This window comes from Parageobacillus caldoxylosilyticus (assembly GCF_019272935.1).
Classification (GTDB): Bacteria; Bacillota; Bacilli; order Bacillales; family Anoxybacillaceae; genus Saccharococcus; species Saccharococcus caldoxylosilyticus.
On record NZ_CP040553.1, the window covers coordinates 302,569 to 323,151 of the forward strand.

Below are 20,583 nucleotides of genomic sequence, written 5' to 3' on the forward strand. Positions count from 1 at the left end.
TCACCTACTTTTTAAATGTAAAGCAACGGGAAGGGTTTTCTACAAAAAATAGATAAATTAGTTTTTCACCGTCAAAGCCTGCACGATTAGCTTCATCGACAAATCTTGGAACCCATTTAGAAATGATATACTCTAAACCAAGTCCGTAATCATAATGTTTATAATATGATTTTCTTGCCGTATCTCCACTCACTAGTATTTGTTTTTCGTATCCTTTGCGGACAAGTTCTAAAATGCAATGGATTCTTGTACTTTCCGGAGCATACTTTATCTTTCCAATACCATCAAAACAGAGATAAGCACCAGTTTTAGCTATTTGTTCATGGTAATAAGGATCGGGATTTCGGTCCATATGACCGAAGCTTACATTAGACAAATCAACCCCTTCGCTTCGCAAAATTTCGATTTGTTCGAGGGCCATCGTACCTGCTTCCGTATGGGAATGAATCGGTGCTTTTGTTGCGTGATGTGCTCTGGCGACGGCACGTATTGTTTTTTCTTCTAAAGGAGTGATTCGGTTGTAACCTGTTCCGAATTTCACTTGTCCACCTTTATAAGATGTTCCTTCAAGCCCTTCCTCTACTTCTTGGATGACAAATTCCGCCAGTTCATTTACAGTTGCTGTTTCAATCCACTCATAGTAGGTAGCATAAGGACCGACTACTTTTTGTATTTTTTCTTCCAGTTTAGCTCCCCATAAAAAGCTTTTATTAAAACCTGCTGTCCCAATAATGTGGATTTTCGCTTTTTTTGCAATATCTGCAACAGCTTCTACATCTCTTCCATAATCTACTGCAGTAGCATCCACAAGCGCATTACCGCCATGTTTAGCAAAGTCTAAAACGTCTTTCAATGATTTTTCCTTATCATCCAGCAATAAATCGTCTTCTCCTTTTTCTTGCCAATATGGCGGGCGACAAACAATGTGCTCATGAGAATAAGTAAATCCTAACTGCTCAGGATGAATATCTCCATGCAATGTACGAATAAAACTCATTTTTAAACACCTCCAGCACAAATCACCCTGTTACAGCAGATAAAACTAGATTCTATCACTTTGAACGTAGTTTTGCTCAGCCCACCTTCCTTAACAAAATCTAGAAGAATAATTGGGCAAGTATTTTAATAATAGGCCCGAGAATAAACATATCCGAGTCAGCTGCCCACATAGCGGTGTCAGGAATTGTACTCGATATTAAAAATTTCACCATAATATACTGTCCCCATGCCACCACTGTTGCGGTCATAAATCCGCCTAACAAAGCTCCTCTCACACCACCTGTCGCATTGCCAAACACTCCCGCTGTCGCAGCATGGAAGAATAGAACAATCATCGTTGGTACAAATACGTAACCAACAGTACTTCCGATAATAACAAGCCAAATTAATGCCCCTATGAACGCACCTAAAAATCCTAATATTACCGCATTTGGAGCATAAGGAAAAACAATCGGACAATCGAGAGCTGGCTTCGCTCCTGGCACAAGCTTGGTTGCAATACCGTTAAAAGCTGGAACAATTTCGCCAATAAACATCCGAACTCCCATTAGTACAACAGCAATCCCTGCGGCAAACGTAAAGGATTGGACAATCGAATATATAATAAAGTTTTGACTTCCTGCTTTCTTTATTAATTCCTCTGCTCCTGGAGTTCCTTTTAGAGAAACAATGATTGCACCTACTAAAAATAACGTTCCCATCGTTAGTGCAGTAATGACATTAGAATCTCTTAAAAACTCCAATCCTTTTGGAAGTTTGATCTTTTCTGAATCATTCTCTTTGTTCCCAAGTACTTTACCGGACAGTGCTCCCATCAACGCAACAGATGCAGAGGTATGCCCTAAAGCAATATTATCGTTTCCCGTAATTTTCCGCATAAATGGTTGTGTAAGCGCTGGCTGTAATGTCCAATAAAGACCCATAATAATAGATAGAAAGATAACAAGTTTCCAAAATGACACATCTCCGACGGTATGAATAACAATACCGGCAAAGACGGTCGTTGTCCAAAACATCATATGTCCAGTCAGATAAATGTATTTAAATTTGGTCAATCTGGCTAGGAAAACGTTAATTAAAAACCCTATTGTCATAGCTAAAGTTACCGCACTACCGTATTTCGCGTTAAATCCTTCCTGCCCTATAAACTTACCTAAAGATTCCGACTTTAAATTAAATACTTCTTTCCACATAGGTTCAAAAACGGTCAAAGAATCTACTATAACGCCAGCACCAGCACCAATAATTAGGAATCCGATGATCGCCTTAAATGTGCCGCTGATAATTTGATTGGTTTTTTTCTTCTGCAACAGTAAACCAATAAATACAATGAAACCGAGCAATATAGACGGCGTTCCAAACACATTGTCAGCAATCCACTTAATGATTTCCATTGGCCATCTCTCCTAATATGAAGATTATTATTTTAAATTCTCCACTAAGGCATTTTTAATTTCCACTCGATCAAAATAGTTATTCACAATAATGATTTTCGCGTTTACACCAGCTAAAGAATCAGCCAATTCCCTGTTGGTCACGATAAAATCCGCATCCATGCTTGATGCACTAGAAACATCTGTATGTTCTACATCTGCCGCAATTCCTAGTTCAGACAAAACTTGTTCCACATTCATTCTTAAAATTAAACTCGTCCCCTGTCCGAGGCCACAAACACATAACAACTTCATGCTTCCACTCCTCTAATAAAAATTTCAATTTCCTCATATGTCTTTGCATTGATCATCTTTTCAATTGCCTCTTTATTTCCTAACAATACCATTAACTTTCTTAAAATTTCCAAGTGTTCATTATTATTAGAAGCTCCAAGAGCTAACACAAGCTTGACAGGATCGTTTGGTTTATTTCCGAATTCGATCGGTTCTGCTAACTGTACAAGCGATACTGACGCTTCTTTTACTCCATCTTCCGGTCTTGCATGCGGCAAAGCTACTTGCGGTGCTAAAACAAAATATGGTCCATTATTTTTATACGATTCCACCATCGCCTCTATATAAGAATGATCGACATGATTTTGATCAGCAAGTAATTGTCCCGCTCTCCTAATAGCTTCTTCAGGTGTATTAGCTTTTACATTCAATGCTACTAGGTTTGGTTCTAAAAACTTCATGACTAATCTCCTTTTTGCTTTTTGTTATCCTCGCTAATTTTCTTTTTTAAATACGACCATATTTCTACAGGCGTATCACATCGAATTAACTCTTCGACAAATTCAGATGACTGAAAGCACTCTGACAATGTTGATAATGCATGAAGATGAATTTCTGGATCTACTGATGCCAAAACAAAGATTAATTGAACATCATGTTCTTTTTTTTTCGAAAAAGAAACCGGCTCTTTTAGCACCAACAAACTAATTCCTGGCTTTTTTACCCCTTCGTCCGGCTTTCCATGAGGAAGTGCCACTTTCGGCGCGATGATAATATATGGTCCCAAGTTTTTAATATGATTGATCATCGCAACAACATATTGCCTCGTTATTCTACCGGTTCGTAAAAGCGGTTTAGAGGCGAGCTCTATTGCATGCTCCCAACTTTCCACTTTCGCCGCAATTTGAATATATTCTAGTGAAAGTAGATCAAGTAAACCCGGTTTTCTCGTCCAATTTTTTGGAATAAAAGGTTTATAAAAGTATTCCTTTAATGCGGTCAAAAGTGCTTGTTCATCTTTTATATCAGCGTATTGTTTAACGATTCCTAAAATCGCTTCCGGGGAGTATTTTGTGTTCTGTGATGCGCTTTCTCCAAATAAAGCATGAACCTTTTTCAATAGCGTTTCTTTTTCTTGATCTGTTAAAATCGGATTAACAACAAATACAGGGTGCTTTTTCTTAGAAACTGGAACAGTCGAGACAGCAAAATCAATGTCATGAAAATCCCTTTGCTCGTAATCCCTTACAGAAATGGTCTCCACAAAGTCAACGGTTGAAAATAATCCTTCCAACTGTTTTCGTAAAATAGTTGAAGTACCGATGCCGCTTGCGCAAATAAGAATGGCGCGTTTCCGCTCTTTTGGCTCAATTCCTTCTTTACGCAACCATCCTCCAAAATGTATAGCAATTAACGCTATCTCCTCATCACTAACTTTCTTGCCGATAGCGGTTTCAAAATGATGAATCACCTTTTTTGTAATTAAGAAAAGATCTTTATATTTTGTCTTAATTAACTCAATCATCGGATTTTCCACTTGTAAGCCATATTTAATCCTGTAATAAGCAGGCTTTAAATGTAAAAGCAAGTTTTCTTCTACTGCTTTCCTGTTCGGAAACGTAATACATGTGAAGGCTTGAAATTCTGTAACCATTTTTTGCACAATATTTTGTAGATTCTTATAATCATCATGACTTTGCAGATAATTTCCAGAATATTGGACTTTGCTACTTAATAAATGAGTAGCTAAATAATAAACTTCATCATCCGGAATAGAAGTTTGAAAGATGGATTCCAACTTGCTTCTTGCTGTTTGTGCTGCTTTAAATTCTTTCGTTTGTTGGATCACTTCTTTTTCCACCGGATCAAAGTCAATTTTTTTACCTTGAACGATTCGCTTTCCAAATAGCCAAAAGCGTAGAGCTAAGTGGTACAAAACATCATCCGCAAATTGTATATTTAAATGCTTTTCACATTCATTTAAGACATCGAGTATACTTCTTAACTCACTTAAAACTATAGTTGACTCATCCTCATCATGGATCAACAGACGTTTTAAATTAGCCAAAACCGTTTGCCAATCTTGCTGGTGTGGGACAACAAGGGATAAGTAATATACGATCGCTCTTCGTTTATCTTCTTCCTTGCCCTTTATTACATAGCCAGTGTAGCGGGTAAAACAAAGGGTTAATTGGAAACTATTCAACTGTACACGTAATTTCTTTAAATCTTTAATGGTGGTATTTCTACTCACTTTTGTTTTTTCTGATAAATCCTTCAGGAAAAGAGGTGGTTCCTCTACTAATAAATGGATTGCAAGCCATGCTATCCTTTCTTTCTCGGAATATGCGTAATTCCATACCTCTAAATTTTTTAATTTTTCGGGAATAGCTTGTTTCGTCCGTTCTGTTACATAAAAGCCTGAAGTCCGAACATATTTCACCCCATCAAGATGATTGCTCTTTAACCAATAGTTAATCTTTTCTATATCGTAATAAACCGTTCGTCTGGATATATTAAACCTTTTGATCAACTCCTTTACTGATAAATAACCATCGCGCCTTACCAACTCATGTAGTATCGCAGTACTGCGTTCATCAAGCGACATTGTCAGACCCCCCTGCACAATTGTGCAAAATCGGATTGGTCCTAAAAATATTTAACAATTGCTTAATTTCATTTTATTAGAAAGCGCTCTCACTTATAAGACCAAATTCCCCACACTATGTTTGTGCAAAACTGTGCGAAAAGTACCCTAATCCCATTGTCATCATTCTGTAAAAAAACTCTTCCGCAATGAAGGAAGAGTAATAATGGGTTTAACGTTAATTTTTGATATTAGGCGGATTTTCTAATAATAAATGCTTCCTGCACCAAATACGAATAAAGTTACAAGACTGCGAAGTTGTACTTCGTGGACCTAAAAACGATGGAACAGGTTTATCAGATGATTAAAGAGTATATTCATTTTTACAACCACAGTTGCTTTCAAGAAAAATGGAACGGCCTTTCCTCGATGGGAATATCGAGAAAAGGCCGCAAATGGATATACTCCTCTTTTATTGTGCAATTGAGAGAGCAATGTGCACTTATTTTATTTTTGCTCCCCTGTATATCCCCCTAAAGGAATATTATCTTTTCGCGCCACGCCGGTCCGGTACGCCGCTTCGATGACCGCTTGCCGCACCCGTTCGACTACTTTGCTGTTAAATACGCTTGGAATGATATAAGTTTCATTGAGTTCGTCTTCCGTGACGACGGAAGCGATCGCTTTTGCGGCGGCAAGCTTCATTTCTTCGTTGATTTCTTTGGCGCGGCAATCAAGCGCACCGCGGAAAATGCCAGGGAAGCATAGCACGTTGTTAATTTGGTTCGGATAATCCGAGCGCCCTGTCGCCATCACGCGGACATACGGTTCGGCGAGTTCTGGATCGATTTCCGGCACTGGGTTGGCCATGGCAAACACAATTGGGTCGCGCGCCATTTTTTTCACATCTTCCACCTTCAAAATGCCTGGAGCAGAAACACCGATAAACACGTCCGCACCGGCGATAACATCGGACAAGCTTCCTTTTTCGTTGTCCGGGTTAGTGATTTGCGCATATTCCTGCCAATACGGATTATCGTATTTTTCGTCGCGATGGATGGCGCCGTGACGGTCGACACCGACGATATTGCGCACGCCAGCCGCCAGCAAGATTTTCGTGCAGGCAATTCCAGCGGCGCCGATTCCTGTCAATACGACTTTAATATCTTCTAATTTTTTGTCGACGATTTTGAGCGCGTTTAACAAACCGGCAAGCAGCACCACCGCTGTACCATGCTGGTCATCATGAAACACTGGGATATCAAGCTCTTCTTTTAACCGTTTTTCAATTTCAAAGCAGCGCGGTGCGGAAATATCCTCGAGGTTAATGCCGCCAAACGCTGGCGCAATCGCTTTGACAATTTGAATGATTTCTTCCGTATCTTTCGTATCCAAACAAATTGGAAACGCATCAACCCCGGCAAACTGTTTAAACAGCATCGCTTTTCCTTCCATCACCGGCATCGCCGCGTAAGGGCCGATATCGCCTAACCCCAATACCGCCGTGCCGTCCGAAACGACCGCAACGGTATTGCGCTTAATCGTCAGCGAATACGCTTTTCTCGGGTCTTCTGCAATCGCCGTGCACACCCGCGCCACTCCCGGCGTATAAACCCGCGATAAGTCATCGCGCGTTTTGACCGGGATTTTTGATTTCGTTTCAATTTTTCCGCCGATATGCATTAAAAACGTCCGATCCGACACGTTAATAATTTTGACACCTTGAATTTTTTTAAGCGCTTCAATAATAAGATCACATTGTTTTGTATCCAACGCACTGACGGTAATGTCGCGTACGGTATGTACTTTGCTTGAGGAAATAACGTCAATCCCAACGATGTCTCCGCCCGCTTTTCCGATCGCAGCGGCGATATCACTAAACGGAACACGGTCCTTTTCAAATTGAAGACGAATCGTAATGTTCATCGTTGCGCCACTTGGTAATGCCATCACAATCTACCTTTCTTTTACATTTTTATCCATCTCAAAATCTTCTACGGTACACATGTTATCTCATTAAAGGAAAAAAGACAACCCTTATTCTTATTAGGATAAAAAAATGGAAATTTACTCACAGCCGTCGATTCCGCAAGCCATCCCTTCTCCAAAATCACGAAATGATTGTTTTCTCATTTCTTCTTTAATGATTTTTTCTAACGTTTCTTTCGAACGGACTCCGGTAAGAACCGTATCCCCGATGACAAACGTCGGAACAGCGGTGATGTTCGCTTCTTCATATGCATGCTTCAACGCACGCTGATGTGCTTCTTTATATTTCCGAGTCACAAGCGCTTCACGAAACTCTTTCTCGTCCAAGCCTACTTCCCCAGCCAGCCTTGTTAACACATCGATATCGCCAATGTCCTGTTCTTCTTGGAAAAAAGCATTAAACATACGGTGGTTGTATTCATTGGCTTTCCCTTTTTCTTTTGCGTACTGATACCCTTCAAAAGCAAGGTGAGTGTACGGCTGCGGCGAAACTCTCGGCAGTACGATCGGAATTCCTATTTGTTCCGCCATGGGATATACATACTGCTTCCACGTTTTTTGCAAATAGTCGCCTTCCGGGCGCAGCGTTTCGTTTGGGTATGGACGCAGTTCAAACGGCATCCACTCAATTTGCACATCTTTTCCCGCAGTTGCTTCTTGTAACGGTTTTTCCGCTAAAAAACAGAATGGACATACATAATCCGAATAAACTTTTATCGTTAATGTCATCGTCATCACTTCCTTTATTTCATCTACTAAGGTGCCGGTTGCATTTATCTTATCACATCTGTTTTGTATTATTATATAAAAAAGCTCACATTACACACTTCTAAATCTTTTTTACCATTAATTCAGAAAAAAACAACCCAACTAGATATGCGTGCAGAAAAGAAAGAAACAGAATAAAGAAGCAACAAGAAGGATATTCAACACATTGTGAAGTAGATTTATAAGAGATGTCAAGAGAGGAGACAGGAGCGAAGTTAGATGAGAGAAAAAATCTTTTTAGTGTTAGCTAACTTATTTTGGGCAGGCAATTACCTATTTGGAAAATACGTCGTCTCAGAAATAGGGCCTTTATGGCTTACGTTCATCCGCTGGATCGTTGCTTTTTTATTTCTTCTTCCCATCTCCTATTTTTTGGAACGACCGCGCTACGGAGAAATCATGAAGCAATTTTGGCTGCCATTAAGCATCACTGGTATTTTGGGCATTATTGGTTATAACTTGCTTCTTTACGGAGCATTGGAATATACATCACCGATGAATGCAGCGATTGTGAACGCATTGAACCCAGCCATTATCGTGATTTTGTCGTATTTTCTTTTAAAAGAACGTATGGCGTTTGTCAATGTGATCGGTTTTATTATTTCGCTAGCCGGCGTATTGTTTATTTTAACCAACGGACATCTACAGTGGATTTTCCAAACGAGCTATAACCACGGCGATTTGATGATGCTGCTGGCAGGCGTAGTGTGGGCGCTTTATTCGATCATCGGGAAAAAATTAGCCGTCCCTCCCATTACCGCGACTACTTGTTCTGTGTTTTACAGCATTCTTTTGTTGTTTCCGTTTCTGTTCTTGCAGCCGTTTCCGCTCGCCGAGTTAAGTGGGAAACAATGGATTGGCATCAGCTATATTTGTTTGTTTCCATCCGTTTTTTCGTTCTTGTTTTGGAACCTGTCTGTAAAAAAGGTTGGACCAAGCTACGCAGGCATTTATTTAAACTTAATAGCGGTATTTACCGCAATGATCACGTTTTTGCTGGGAGAAAAAATTTCCGCGTCACAACTGATTGGCGGAGCTTTCGTGTTGATAGGAGTTCATTTGGCAACCAACGTTCGAAAAACGGAAGCATCTCTGGTAAAAGACACGAGCGTGTAAATAAAAATCCCCTCAAGGCAGCTTGAGGGGATTTTATCATTATTTTTGAAGCAAGCGGAGAAATTCGCGCATAAAGGCAGGCAAGTCCGGCCAAGCATGAGCAGAAACAAGGTTTTGATCGACATGGATGGTGCTGTCCGATACATACGTTGCCCCTAACGCTTCTACTCCTGGTTTGCAGGCGATGTAAGCCGTTAAGCTGCGGCCTTTCAATAAATCTGGCATTGTTTCAAAAATGAGCGACGCATGGCAAATCGCCGCAATCGGTTTATTCGCTTCAAAGAAATGTCTAACAATGCGTTGAAGGTCTGCGTCAAGACGAATGTACTCTGGCGCGCGCCCGCCTGGAATGACGATTCCGTCATATTGCGTTGGGTCAATATCAGCAAACGCTGCATGCGCGTCAATCAAATATCCTTGCTTTTCTACAAACGTATCCCAGTCTGCAAAATCATGGACAACGGTATGCAACTTCTTTTTCTTCGGCGCGGCAATCGTGACGTCATAACCTTCTTCAAGCAGGCGATAGTACGGATAATACACTTCCAACGCTTCTACCGCATCTCCCGTTACAATCAATACTTTTTTGCTCATGATCATGCCTCCTTACCTATTTTTACTTTCATCTCTATCATAGCGAAAATGGAAAAAAAGAGAAAGCAAAATGCTTGTCGAAAGATGAAGATAGGGGAATTTTTCAATTTTGTATAAAATAGAAGTACATACTTATGCACAAAGGAGAGAGGAAACATGATTGCGTCATGGTTAATGTCATCCCGTCATGCCGTGGTGCTGACCGGAGCAGGGATGTCGACGGAAAGCGGGCTTCCCGACTTTCGCTCGGAAAAAACGGGGCTATGGACGCGATTTAATCCGCAGCAGCTTGCTAGCACCTACGCGCTCGAACACCATCGGCAGGCGTTTATCGAGTTTTATCAATACCGCATTCGTACGCTGCAAGCGTGCCGGCCGCATGAAGGGCACATGATTTTAGCCGATTGGCAGCGGCACGGTCTTATTCAGGAAATTGTGACGCAAAACGTTGACGGATTTCACCAGCAGGCAGGTAGCCGTCATGTCATTGAACTGCATGGTTCATTACGGACGGTGCATTGCCAGCGGTGCGGCAACACGTTCAACAGCATCGTGTATCTGGAGCAACGATTTACGTGCGAATGCGGCGGCTTTTTGCGCCCGTCCGTCGTCCTGTTCGGCGAAATGCTGCCGGAACAGGCGCTCGAGCAAGCATGGCAAGCAGCGCAAACAACGGATGTGTTGATCGTGCTTGGCTCTTCCCTGCAAGTATCGCCTGCCAATCAGCTTCCGCTCGTTGCCAAACGAAACGGAGCAAAAATCGCAATCGTCAACTGGGAGCCGACCGAACTCGACGGCATCGCCGATGTTGTCATCCACAAGCGAAAAATCGGCGATGTGCTGCGCGAGATCAACAAGGAATGGAAAGCGAGGGATGGCCGGTGAAGGTGGAAGCGATCTTGCAAGAAGCGCTGCATTCTATCGGCGATTTCTCCCCAATCCAACGATATAGACGCGTGCACGGCGGGGACATCAATGACGCCTTTTACGTCCAAAGCGAAAAGCAGCCATATTTCATAAAAATGCGCCGCACCTTTCCGCACCGTTTTTTTGAATGCGAACAGACAGGACTAGAGACTATCCGAAACTCTGGCGCCATCCGCGTTCCGCTTGTTTACGGCATGAAAGAAACAAAGGAATACGGGTTTTTGGTTTTGGAATGGATTGAAGGAAAAGAAACGAACAAAACGGCTGAACAGCTCGGGCATGGAATCGCCCTTCTGCATCAATGCTGCGGCTCAGCATTTGGGTTCGCGGAAGACAACTATATCGGACTATTACCGCAAAAAAACGGATGGTGCGACAATTGGATCGATTATTTCCGCGAATGCCGCCTGCTTCCGCAACTTCGGCTTGCGGAACAAAAAGGGCGCATGCCTGCACAACGGCGAAATAAGCTCGAAAAGCTGCTTTCCTCTTTGGAACGCTGGCTGCCAAAAGATTGCTCACCATCCTTACTGCATGGCGACCTGTGGGGCGGAAACTGGATCGTCGGCGCAAACGGTGTTCCATACTTGATTGATCCCGCTGTATTTTACGGACACTATGAATTCGAAATCGCCTTTACCGAACTGTTCGGCGGGTTCCCTAGCCGCTTTTACGAAGCGTACAATGAACTTATGCCGCTTTCTTCCGATTATCACGAACGGAAACAATTATATCAGCTTTTTTATTTGCTCGTGCATTTGAATTTATTCGGAGAAGCGTACGGAAGCGCGGTCGATCGTGTGCTGCGGAGGTATGTCGGAGAATAATAGAAAATATAAGCACCCTTGCCCTGCTTTTAAGGAGAAGGGTAAGGGGGGCCTATCTCAAATCCGTTATTTCACTTCCACCACCACATAATCCCACAACGTATCCCCAATGTAGACAAGCAACGCCCATTTTCCTCGTTCGCCGAGCATCATATTCGACGGCAAATGGGCATCTGCTCCGTTATTCGGACCTCCTAGCTCGCCCGTTGTCCAAACACTTTTTCCATCCAATGTTAATGCAGGTGTGATAGCGCCGCTGCCTTCTTGTACTGCCACGATCGTCAGCTTCCCTTCCGGAATGGAATCTCCCCAGAAATGCCACATATATTTGCCGTTTTGGTTGGCAACGAATGGTGCATCGATAAAGGCGACCTTGTTAGGCACTCCTCTCATTTGATAGTCGCCTGATGAGAAAACGGGGCTTACTCGCCAGTCAATATTGCGAATAACTTTCTCGTCCACATGAACCGGTGATGTTTCTGCCACGCTTGTTTCTTCCGCATGGGATTCTGTGTCCCGCGTTTGTCGCCTTGCTTCCTCGCTGCATGACGCTAAAGCAAAAACAATAACTGCTGCCAGCAAACAGTAAATCGATCTGATCTTCCTTTCCATCCCCCGCACATTCCTTTCCCCTTCCGTATACATCGTTTAGTTTATACATTCATTTAATACAGAAAAACTCCTGCCGCAAAACAAAGGAATAGAGTCTTTTCTCTCTCTATTCCTTTTTGACAGCTATTCTTTTGGTACTAAAGAATATCCCCGCCTTCTACTTTTCCTAACGTGGTCACATGATGCGTTCCCTTCACCCAGTCGTCGATTTGGTCGTGATACCAGCGGCTGCGGAAATGACCCGCCTGGCCAGGACCGACGATATGGTAGCCATGCTTGATATCGTTTACATCGATGACAAACCGCCAGGAAGCGCCATGGCTGACAATGCCTTCATCCGTAAAACTCGCCGCCTGCACCGTCACCTGGCTGCCGCCGACAGAAACCGGCTTTTCCCGGTTGAAGAAAAACTGCAGCACCGGGAAGGAACTTGACATCGGATGGGCAAAGTAAAGCTGATGGTAATCCCTCCACTTTCACTTCGACGGATCATCGCCGTATTTTTCCGCCAACTGATCGGTGACATGATGCAGCGCTGTCGCAAACACATGGGCAAATCCGCCGTTTTCCGTAAACCATGGAGAGACATCTCCTATCTCTGCCCTCCGCAGCAACTCATCGACCACCATCTGTTTTCCTTCAAACAACTTATCCATATGCCGTTGTCATACGATATATTGTCAATGGAAAGCGATATTCCATTTTTTGTATATTTGGCAACAACCTTCCCATTATACACTGGAATGTGCCGCTATGTCCGAAAAAATTTATTAAAAATCATCAAAACACCCGATCCAAAAAGAATCCCGTTATTTATCATTCATGAGAAAAACTATTAGAATCGCTTTGAAATAAACGAGGGCGAGTCTATTGATTCGCCCTCATTGCATCTTTTGAAGCCTTCTCGCCAAAAAAGAGAGAGGGGGCCTCTCTCTTTAGTAAAGCAAGTATTTCTTTCTGATCTTCATAAATGCTTCTACATCTTTCTCCCATTTTTGTTTCATTTCGTCCACCGACATTCCATCTTCTATGGCCTGACGCACCCAGCCATTGCCGATAAGTTGATCAAAATACGAAACGCCTTGGCTGTTTTCTTGGCTAAAGGCAAATTGACCTGGATATAAATCATGAATGGTTTTGACAACAGATAGACCGGTTTCTACTGGTTTAAACGCATGACGGTCCGTCACATGAATTTGGATGCCGTGTGTTAATTTTCCGCTATATTTCGAAAAAGTCGGAGTGAAACTTGCCGGACGGAAAATAACCCCTGGCAGATTTAGTGCGTTTAGTTTCTCCGCTAATTTCATGCTGTCGATAAACGGAGCGCCAATCAGTTCAAACGGCTTTGTCGTTCCCCTTCCTTCCGATACGTTCGTTCCTTCAATGAGAGCCGCTCCCGGATACACCAGCGCCGTATCAAGCGTCGGCATATTCGGGGATGGCAATACCCATTGCAGCCCTGTATCATCGTAATACATGGAACGCTTCCAGCCTTTCATTTTCACGACCGTCACATCGGCTCCGATGCCGAACTCTTTGTTAAATAATAAGGCTAATTCGCCAACCGTCATCCCATGGCGCAGCGGAATCGGATACATGCCGACAAAGGAGGAATACTTTGGTTCCAATACAGGCCCTTCCACTTTCGTGCCGCCTAACGGATTTGGTCTATCCAATACAATAAATGGGATATTGTTTTCTTTTGCCGCTTCCATCGCGTATGCCATTGTATAAATGTACGTATAGAACCGCGTTCCGACATCTTGAATATCAAAAAGAAGCACATCGACTCCCTTTAACATCTCCGGGGTTGGTTTTTTCGTCGGCCCATATAAACTGTATACAGGAAGGCCGGTTTTTTCATCGATATAAAAAGGAACATATTCCCCAGCTTGCGCGCTGCCGCGCACCCCGTGTTCCGGGCCGTATAGCGCGACAAGATGGACGTCAGGATCATTGTAAAGAAGATCCACCACACTATTTAGGTGCTGGTCAACACCAGTTGGATTGGTAATAAGCCCAACCCGTTTTCCTTTAATTAAGTATTTTTTCTCCTTTAATAGGACTTCTACACCAAGCTCTAGTTTTTGGTTCCTTTTCTCTTTTGATGGGCCTTTTGCCAATACACCAGTAAACAGCGACAAACTCAAGATCACTGCCGAAAAAACAATCCACCATCGCTTTCTCATGAAATCTCCCCCTTTTTAGTAAGTGAGGCCATGACCATATTCGTACAGCACGCCGCCATCGTAACTTGGAATCGTTACAGGAAGTTTGCCAGTCGGTGTATTTACTCCGAAAATCGTATCTGCTGCCGCTTGGAAACTTGCCTGCTGAAAACCGTACTGCGCGAGGTAGGCATCTACATTCGGATAGGACATCACATCATACGGATTGCGAATTCCAATGACGATGACAGGAGCATCCGTATTTGCAATAATTTGTTGCACCATTTTCATTTGCGGGCTAGACGGCAATCTTCCTGATACGTTTGATGTATACGTGCCGACAATGACCGCATCTGCTTCTTTCACTTTTTGTAGCTGCGCCTCGTCCAAAGGAGCCGCCGCTTGGATGACAGTCGCATTTGGAACGTAGGTCCGTACTGCTTCCCCTAATGATTCAATCATCGTATTTCCTACAACAACAAGGTTGTTCACCTTGCTTTTTTGAAGCGGCAATACATGGTCGTTTTTCACCAGTGTAATCGATTTTGCCGCTGCTTCGGCTTCAATTTGTTTATGCTCTTTCGAACCGACAACACGCAAAGCCTGATTGACGATTTCTTGCGTGTCAGGTGGTGTTTCTTGTTTAAAAATGCCGCGTTTCACTTTTAGCGTTAAAATTCGTTTTACGGAGGCGTTGATGCGTTCTTGCGAAATGTCGCCGTTTTGCACTGCTTTCTTCAATCCGTTTGCCACTTCTTCCAGTCCTACCGGCATGAGCACGATATCAGCGCCAGCTTGAACCGCTCTTACCGCCGCATCCACTGGTCCAAAATGATCGCTAATCGCTTTCATATTCATTGCATCGGTAATAATAACACCATCAAAGCCCATTTCTTCACGCATTAACCCGGTTAGCACTTTATACGACAAAGTGGCAGGAAGCGAAATTTCCGTTCCGTCCTTTTGCGAAATCACCTTCGTATCATCGATCTTCGGGAACGTGACATGAGCGGTCATAATCGCGTCCACTCCCGCTTCCATCGCTTTTTGAAACGGATACAGTTCGACTTTTTGGAGACGGTCGCGGTCGTGCGGCACTTCCGGCAACCCAAGATGGGAATCAACAGCGGTGTCCCCATGTCCTGGGAAATGCTTGGCGGTAGCGGCGATTCCGCTGTCTTGCAATCCTTTGATATAAGATACCCCAAGCTCCGCGACAAGCTCTGGATTTTCTCCAAACGAACGAACGCCGATCACCGGGTTGTCCGGATTATTATTGACATCCAAAACAGGAGCTAAATTCATGTTAATGCCTAGCGCATATAATTCTTCGCCAATCGCACGCCCTACTTTGTAAGCCAGTTCTTTCGACCGCGTCGCTCCTAACGCCATATTTCCTGGCATATTTGTCCCTGACTGCAGCCGCGTCACGATGCCGCCTTCCTGGTCTATCGACATAAGCAAACCGAACTTTTCAGCTGCCTGCTGATAGTCCGCGACGAGCTTTGCCGTCTGCTCCGTCGTCACCACATTTTCACGGAATAAAATGACGCCGCCAATATGATATTTTTGTATCAGTTCCTTGATTTCCGGAAGCATGGCAGTGACAGGTTTCCCATTGAAATTGCGGAAATCCGGCATCAGCATTTGCCCGATTTTTTCTTCCAACGTTAGACCATCTATCGCTTTTTGAATGATGTCATAGCGGCTTCCTTTTTCTTTGACAACAGTCACTTTCACGTTTTGTTTGCCGCTTTTTTTCGATGCAGGAGCGGATTTGACCTTAAAAGCGATGCGGTCTTTCCGCATTCCGTCTGTCACCGTGATAAACGTTTTTCCGCTTTTTCCGAAGAAAGTAACAACACCATGATCATCCACAGTAGCTACCTTTTTATTGGATGACTTCCACCTTAGCCCTTCTGTTACCTCGGTGAAATATCCTTCCCGATGAACATGAAGCGCCCGCAATAAAATCTTATTGCCATTGACTTTCACATCTACTTCCGGAATGTTTTGATAAATGATTAAGCCGGTCTTCGCTTTTTCCGTATGCGCTTGCGGTGAAGTCCATGGAACGAAGATCATCATCGCTGTAACCAAAATAGCGGTTATTTTTTTATAAAATGACAACATCCTTTCTCCTCCCCTATATCAAAATGAACGTTGTTCCCACTCGCTGCTTTCCCATGTTGCCATAATCTTCTTACCTCTCTCATCCGTAAGACGAACATTCGTTACATACCAGCCACGCCCGTTGACGGAAGCATCGGTATGATATCGAAAACGAATCGAAACCGTATGAGCTGGAATTGTTACAGTCTTTGTCACCCAATTTCCGCTGCTTCCTGTCAGCCATTCCCCGACTTGCATCCAATGAATGCCGTCTGGTGATACTTCCACTACGCCAAAGTCAACGTTCGGTTCCATTCGATACCACGTATCAAACGTTAATGTTGCTTGTTCGTTTAATGTTACATTTGTCGATAGCACCGCGTTCAAACCGTCACCGTACCCTGCGAACCAGGCTCGTTTTTTCCCAGGCATTGCAACCGGAATTGCATCTGCCGTTAAACGGGCAACTTGTCTGCGCAGCGGATTGGTAGACACGGTATTCCGCGTAGGATGCACACGATTTGTCAACAAAATAGCAATAACATGATTATTCGGGCTTACTACGATCGATGTACCGGTATATCCCGTATGCCCCAGTGTCGTACTTTCCGACAACGCATCCATGTACCACCCTTGAGCAAGTTCCCATCCTAATCCATGATCGTCGCCAGGGAATTGCGGAATTTGGTTTTCCATTAACAGCTGAACCGTTTCCGGCTGCAGGATTCGCTTATCGCCATACTTTCCGTTTTGCAAAAACATCGAAGCAAAAATTGCTAAATCGTGAGCGGTTGAAAACACTCCCGCGTGGCCGGCCACCCCGTCCAGCGCCCACGCGTTTTCATCGTGGACTTCTCCCCAGACAAGCCCTCTTCCGGTCCACGGCTGGTATTCCGTAGCGGCAATTCTCGTCTTTAATTGTGGAGGAGGATTATACATCGTATCGTTCATGCCAAGCGGTTTCGTAATGTATTTGTACACAAATTGATCAAGACGCAAACCGGACAGCCGCTCCACCAGCGCCCCCAATGTAATCATGTTCAAATCACTGTATGTATACGTGGTTCCTGGCGGATGTTCAAGCGGCTGTGCAAACACCATTTGCAAACGGTCTTCGCGATTGGTTCCCATTTTATATAAAGGAATCCATGCCGCAAGTCCGGAAGTATGGGTCATTAATTGACGAATGGTTACTTTTTCTTTTCCGTTTTGCGCAAATTCCGGTATATACTTAGCGACAGGGTCATCTAAAGAAAACTTTCCTTGCTCATACAGTTTCATCGCCGCGGCCGTCGTAAACAGCTTGCTGATGGAAGCTAAATCGAAAATAGTATCTTTCCGCATCGGTATCGGCTGTTTGGATTCGGTAAACAAATCATCCTCATATCGCCTTGCATATCCATACGCCTCGTGTTTGACAATGATTCCTCTCCGAACAATATAAACAACTGCCCCTGGGATAACACGGTCACGCATCGCCTGTTCTATTACTTGATCGATTTCCTGTAAAGGTTCTTCCCTCATGCCAGCCGCTTTAGGCGATCCCGGGTGTATAACCGGGGAAACGGGGCCGGGATGATCCCAGGAAAAAGGTGTTTGTATTTTGAACTGAGTTGTTTTGTACATTTTCTTTTCGATTTGCTCCATCGTGGGAGATGGGCGTTCATGGGATGTTGCTAAAATGGATGGAGGTGAAGAAAAGATGATGGATCCTAACATGACAGACGACAAAATGATAGAAATAGACCGATTGCTCATCAGCAGCCTCCTTTTCATCAAAATAACTAATAGAAAAAATAGAAAAAAGCGTATTTCTCCTGATGCATTGCCTTGGGGCAAAAAATATTGAAGCAGAGGTATTGGAAGGGTTTTCATTTTCATAGAATAGCAATTTATGGTATAGTTGTATATACCACTTTACTCCTGATTTGATTAGGACATTTTCCCTAATTTTTCCTTTCTATGAAAAAGAAAAAGCTAATTCAAAGAACAGCTCCTTTTTCGAATTAGCTTTACCAAACCTATTACCTTGCATGAGGAAATGGTTCCCTCATTCGCTGCTGATCTTTTCGAGCAGCGCATCTCCATCCTCACTAACGCGCACATAGACAAAGCGGGCCTTCTCCTGCCATTTTGTTCCTTCTCCTTCCGGAACAAAATACGATTCAATTCCATACACGACCGTATTGCCGTAAAACGTTCCATTGATGATTACATCGCCATCTTGCGGAACATACTCCTCTTGTTGCTGCCCGTTTATCGCATAGATATCCGCAAAGCGATGCACGCCGTCTTGGTTCTTTCGCAGCACTACTTGTACTTTGCCGCTCCCGTCTAAAGACCGAATCGTCGAAATATCATAAAATAACCGTATATAATCTCCCTGTAAAAACGAACGGGGATCAACCGGCTGCAATTCCAGCTTCACTACTTCTCCATTTCGCAAATGCTGCTCCTTATCCCAAACCATGTACCCGGCAAACACGGCCTGCGCTACCATAATCGCTAATAACGGCGCCCATTTCCGATACAGTCCTTGTGCAGGACTAACAGGCAGCAGCCCTTTTCGTTTTTCCAATACCGCGGTTCCAATGAAAAACAAAAGCCCTGCAATAATCAAGCTAATCGACTTGTCAAGCAAGTTCCAGGCAAATTCATAATACTTGAGCACGAGATACAGCCAAAAATATGCCCAGGCAACAAGCTGCTCATATCGTTCGTTTTGGAAAAGCGGCGCAAAAAGAAAAGCGAAAATGACAGCGATGAACAAAATGTTGGCAGCCACATACCAAGCATCCGCTGCGAAGACATCCATGCTCGTTAAGAGGAGAAGTGCGCCCATCCCTAAAACGAGCGGCAAGAAGAGGGATTCTTTCCTGCGCCTGCCCAGCCAATATAGACACCCGTTCAATGCGGCAACACCAAGCAGCACAAGACGCTCCTCATTCGTTACTTGATCGAGAATCACGGCCGAATATAGCGACACGGCCATGTTTGTCAATGCGCGAATGCCGCCATCAGCCGACCGCACATAGCAAATAAGAAGTGCAGCTGTATAAACTGTAAGCAGCACAAGCGAGATTTTCCACGTTGTCATCAAACCAAGACCATATCCGACGGCAAGCAATGTATAGCGCACAGTCGGATTCCAGCGCCTCCCCAAAAACGCGGGTGCGACAAATCCCATGACCGATATTGCAAACAATACATACATCGAAAGCGACTCCATCCATATCATCAACAGCCCCATGACGCTCGCAGCCGCAATCAGCGAAGCGACAAACGTGACAATAGACTGGAAAATGATAAGAAAAATCCTTCCTTTTGTGCTCTCGCTCGAAATATGCTTTACCCGTTTTAATAAAAACACACTTCCATATACAATGACTGCCGCAAGCACAAGCCCTCCAAGCAAAAACCCCTCTTCAAAATGCTCGCCAATCACGCGGAAATATTGCGCAATCAGAAACGCCCCCGCAAATAAACTCGTCAGCAGCACATACGACCGTCTTTTCGCCACGGCGAAAAAGTAATAAAAGAACCCTATAAACAACAGAGCATACACATACGGCCACCACGCGTCACGGCCATATAAAAATCCTGTCACATCCGTCACAAACAGCCAGCCGTGCATCGCCGCATACGCAAGATAAGCAACAATGGAAGAGCGGCTAAAAATCCATACAATGCCATTGATGACAGCAAACATCACAAGCAGAAAAAACGACTGCCATTCGCTCCACTCAATCCGGTATGAAGACGGAAAATAATAAAACCAACATGCCAGCTCCAGCAGCACGACACTGATGACAAAAAACGCTTCATACTTCGTGATCCATGCAAACACAACCGTTGGAACGAGCCAAATGATAAACAACCAATAGCTGTCGGCATGGGAGTTATAAATCTGTCCGATCAGAGCGATTGTAATGCCAAACGCCAATGTCCCGCAGACGAACAGCCATCTGCCTAAAAAATCATGGTGTTTCATGACATAGGCAAAAACCGCGCTCGACCCGTAAAATAATCCCATTAAGCCGATGCTTAATCCTGCCTTTGTCAAACGATCCATTCCTTGCCAATTAGACGCAAAAAAATAAATAATGCCAGCCAATATCAACGCGATACCTAATAAATATCCGGTTCTTACTAAACGTATTGCCATCCTCTCCTTCCCTTGTAAAGACGAATCATGCATCCTATTTCACCACATT

17 protein-coding genes and 1 pseudogene are annotated in these 20,583 nt (G+C 43.7%); 4 read left to right on the plus strand and 14 right to left on the minus strand.

From position 1 onward, the window contains the following. Nucleotides 1-4 precede the first annotated feature (4 nt). The 5 genes from BV455_RS01655 to BV455_RS01675 all read right to left on the minus strand — a co-directional run bounded on the left by BV455_RS01655 (nt 5) and on the right by BV455_RS01675 (nt 5,274). Nucleotides 5-997 carry a phosphotriesterase family protein gene (locus BV455_RS01655; protein WP_017437637.1) on the minus strand — a complete coding sequence of 331 codons (993 nt, stop codon included), beginning with the start codon at nt 995-997 and terminating at the stop codon, nt 5-7. A 100-nt stretch (nt 998-1,097) separates the two neighbouring features. Beyond that, a complete protein-coding gene (locus BV455_RS01660; RefSeq protein WP_061579278.1) occupies nt 1,098-2,393 on the minus strand; it encodes a PTS ascorbate transporter subunit IIC in 1,296 nt (431 codons plus the stop codon). A gap of 27 nt (nt 2,394-2,420) precedes the next feature. After that, a complete protein-coding gene (locus tag BV455_RS01665; protein ID WP_017437639.1) occupies nt 2,421-2,687 on the minus strand; it encodes a PTS sugar transporter subunit IIB in 267 nt (88 codons plus the stop codon). Beyond that, nucleotides 2,684-3,127: a PTS sugar transporter subunit IIA gene (locus BV455_RS01670; protein ID WP_017437640.1), complete on the minus strand. Its 444-nt coding sequence runs from the start codon at nt 3,125-3,127 to the stop codon at nt 2,684-2,686. The genes BV455_RS01665 and BV455_RS01670 overlap by 4 nt, the downstream gene beginning before the upstream one ends. Before the next feature lie 2 nt (nt 3,128-3,129). Further along, nucleotides 3,130-5,274, minus strand: a complete 2,145-nt coding sequence (locus BV455_RS01675; RefSeq protein WP_017437641.1) for a BglG family transcription antiterminator — start codon at nt 5,272-5,274, stop codon at nt 3,130-3,132. Between the two features lie 297 nt (nt 5,275-5,571). On the opposite strand from BV455_RS01675, the gene BV455_RS20190 reads away from it, so the two are divergent. After that, complete coding sequence (locus BV455_RS20190) at nt 5,572-5,790, plus strand: IS3 family transposase (RefSeq protein ID WP_409993887.1); 219 nt, start codon at nt 5,572-5,574, stop codon at nt 5,788-5,790. Here the strand turns inward: BV455_RS20190 and BV455_RS01680 are convergent. Continuing rightward, nucleotides 5,761-7,203: an NAD-dependent malic enzyme gene (locus BV455_RS01680; protein WP_017437642.1), complete on the minus strand. Its 1,443-nt coding sequence runs from the start codon at nt 7,201-7,203 to the stop codon at nt 5,761-5,763. The genes BV455_RS20190 and BV455_RS01680 overlap by 30 nt on opposite strands. A gap of 117 nt (nt 7,204-7,320) precedes the next feature. Next, a complete protein-coding gene (locus BV455_RS01685) occupies nt 7,321-7,971 on the minus strand; it encodes a DsbA family oxidoreductase (RefSeq protein ID WP_218687671.1) in 651 nt (216 codons plus the stop codon). 258 nt (nt 7,972-8,229) lie between these two features. Between BV455_RS01685 and BV455_RS01690 the strand changes: the two genes are divergently transcribed. Continuing rightward, entirely contained in the window at nt 8,230-9,126 is an 897-nt protein-coding gene (locus BV455_RS01690; RefSeq protein WP_061579280.1) for a DMT family transporter, read from the plus strand. Between the two features lie 39 nt (nt 9,127-9,165). On the opposite strand, the gene BV455_RS01695 is transcribed toward BV455_RS01690, so the two are convergent. Continuing rightward, complete coding sequence (locus BV455_RS01695; protein ID WP_042411903.1) at nt 9,166-9,720, minus strand: DJ-1/PfpI family protein; 555 nt, start codon at nt 9,718-9,720, stop codon at nt 9,166-9,168. Nucleotides 9,721-9,876: 156 nt separating this feature from the next. On the opposite strand from BV455_RS01695, the gene BV455_RS01700 reads away from it, so the two are divergent. Further along, a complete protein-coding gene (locus tag BV455_RS01700; protein ID WP_061579281.1) occupies nt 9,877-10,605 on the plus strand; it encodes an NAD-dependent deacylase in 729 nt (242 codons plus the stop codon). After that, on the plus strand, nt 10,581-11,474 hold the full coding sequence (locus BV455_RS01705; protein ID WP_409993888.1) for a fructosamine kinase family protein: 894 nt from the start codon (nt 10,581-10,583) through the stop codon (nt 11,472-11,474). The genes BV455_RS01700 and BV455_RS01705 overlap by 25 nt, the downstream gene beginning before the upstream one ends. Nucleotides 11,475-11,540: 66 nt before the next feature. Here BV455_RS01705 and BV455_RS01710 read toward each other — a convergent pair whose 3' ends face one another. From BV455_RS01710 to BV455_RS01735, 6 genes and pseudogenes are all read right to left on the minus strand, one after another. Continuing rightward, the gene (locus tag BV455_RS01710; protein WP_061579290.1) at nt 11,541-12,086 is read right to left on the minus strand and encodes a DUF4871 domain-containing protein; all 546 of its coding nucleotides are present in this window, start codon (nt 12,084-12,086) and stop codon (nt 11,541-11,543) included. 137 nt (nt 12,087-12,223) lie between these two features. Beyond that, nucleotides 12,224-12,736, minus strand: a pseudogene (locus BV455_RS01715) (penicillin acylase family protein); the annotation flags it as partial. A 285-nt stretch (nt 12,737-13,021) separates the two neighbouring features. After that, a complete protein-coding gene (locus BV455_RS01720; protein ID WP_218687672.1) occupies nt 13,022-14,278 on the minus strand; it encodes an exo-beta-N-acetylmuramidase NamZ family protein in 1,257 nt (418 codons plus the stop codon). A gap of 15 nt (nt 14,279-14,293) precedes the next feature. Beyond that, entirely contained in the window at nt 14,294-16,390 is a 2,097-nt protein-coding gene (nagZ, locus tag BV455_RS01725; protein WP_218687673.1) for a beta-N-acetylhexosaminidase, read from the minus strand. Between the two features lie 18 nt (nt 16,391-16,408). Next, complete coding sequence (locus BV455_RS01730) at nt 16,409-18,127, minus strand: serine hydrolase domain-containing protein (protein WP_042411889.1); 1,719 nt, start codon at nt 18,125-18,127, stop codon at nt 16,409-16,411. A gap of 292 nt (nt 18,128-18,419) precedes the next feature. Then, nucleotides 18,420-20,534: a GDYXXLXY domain-containing protein gene (locus BV455_RS01735; protein ID WP_218687674.1), complete on the minus strand. Its 2,115-nt coding sequence runs from the start codon at nt 20,532-20,534 to the stop codon at nt 18,420-18,422. Nucleotides 20,535-20,583 lie beyond the last annotated feature (49 nt).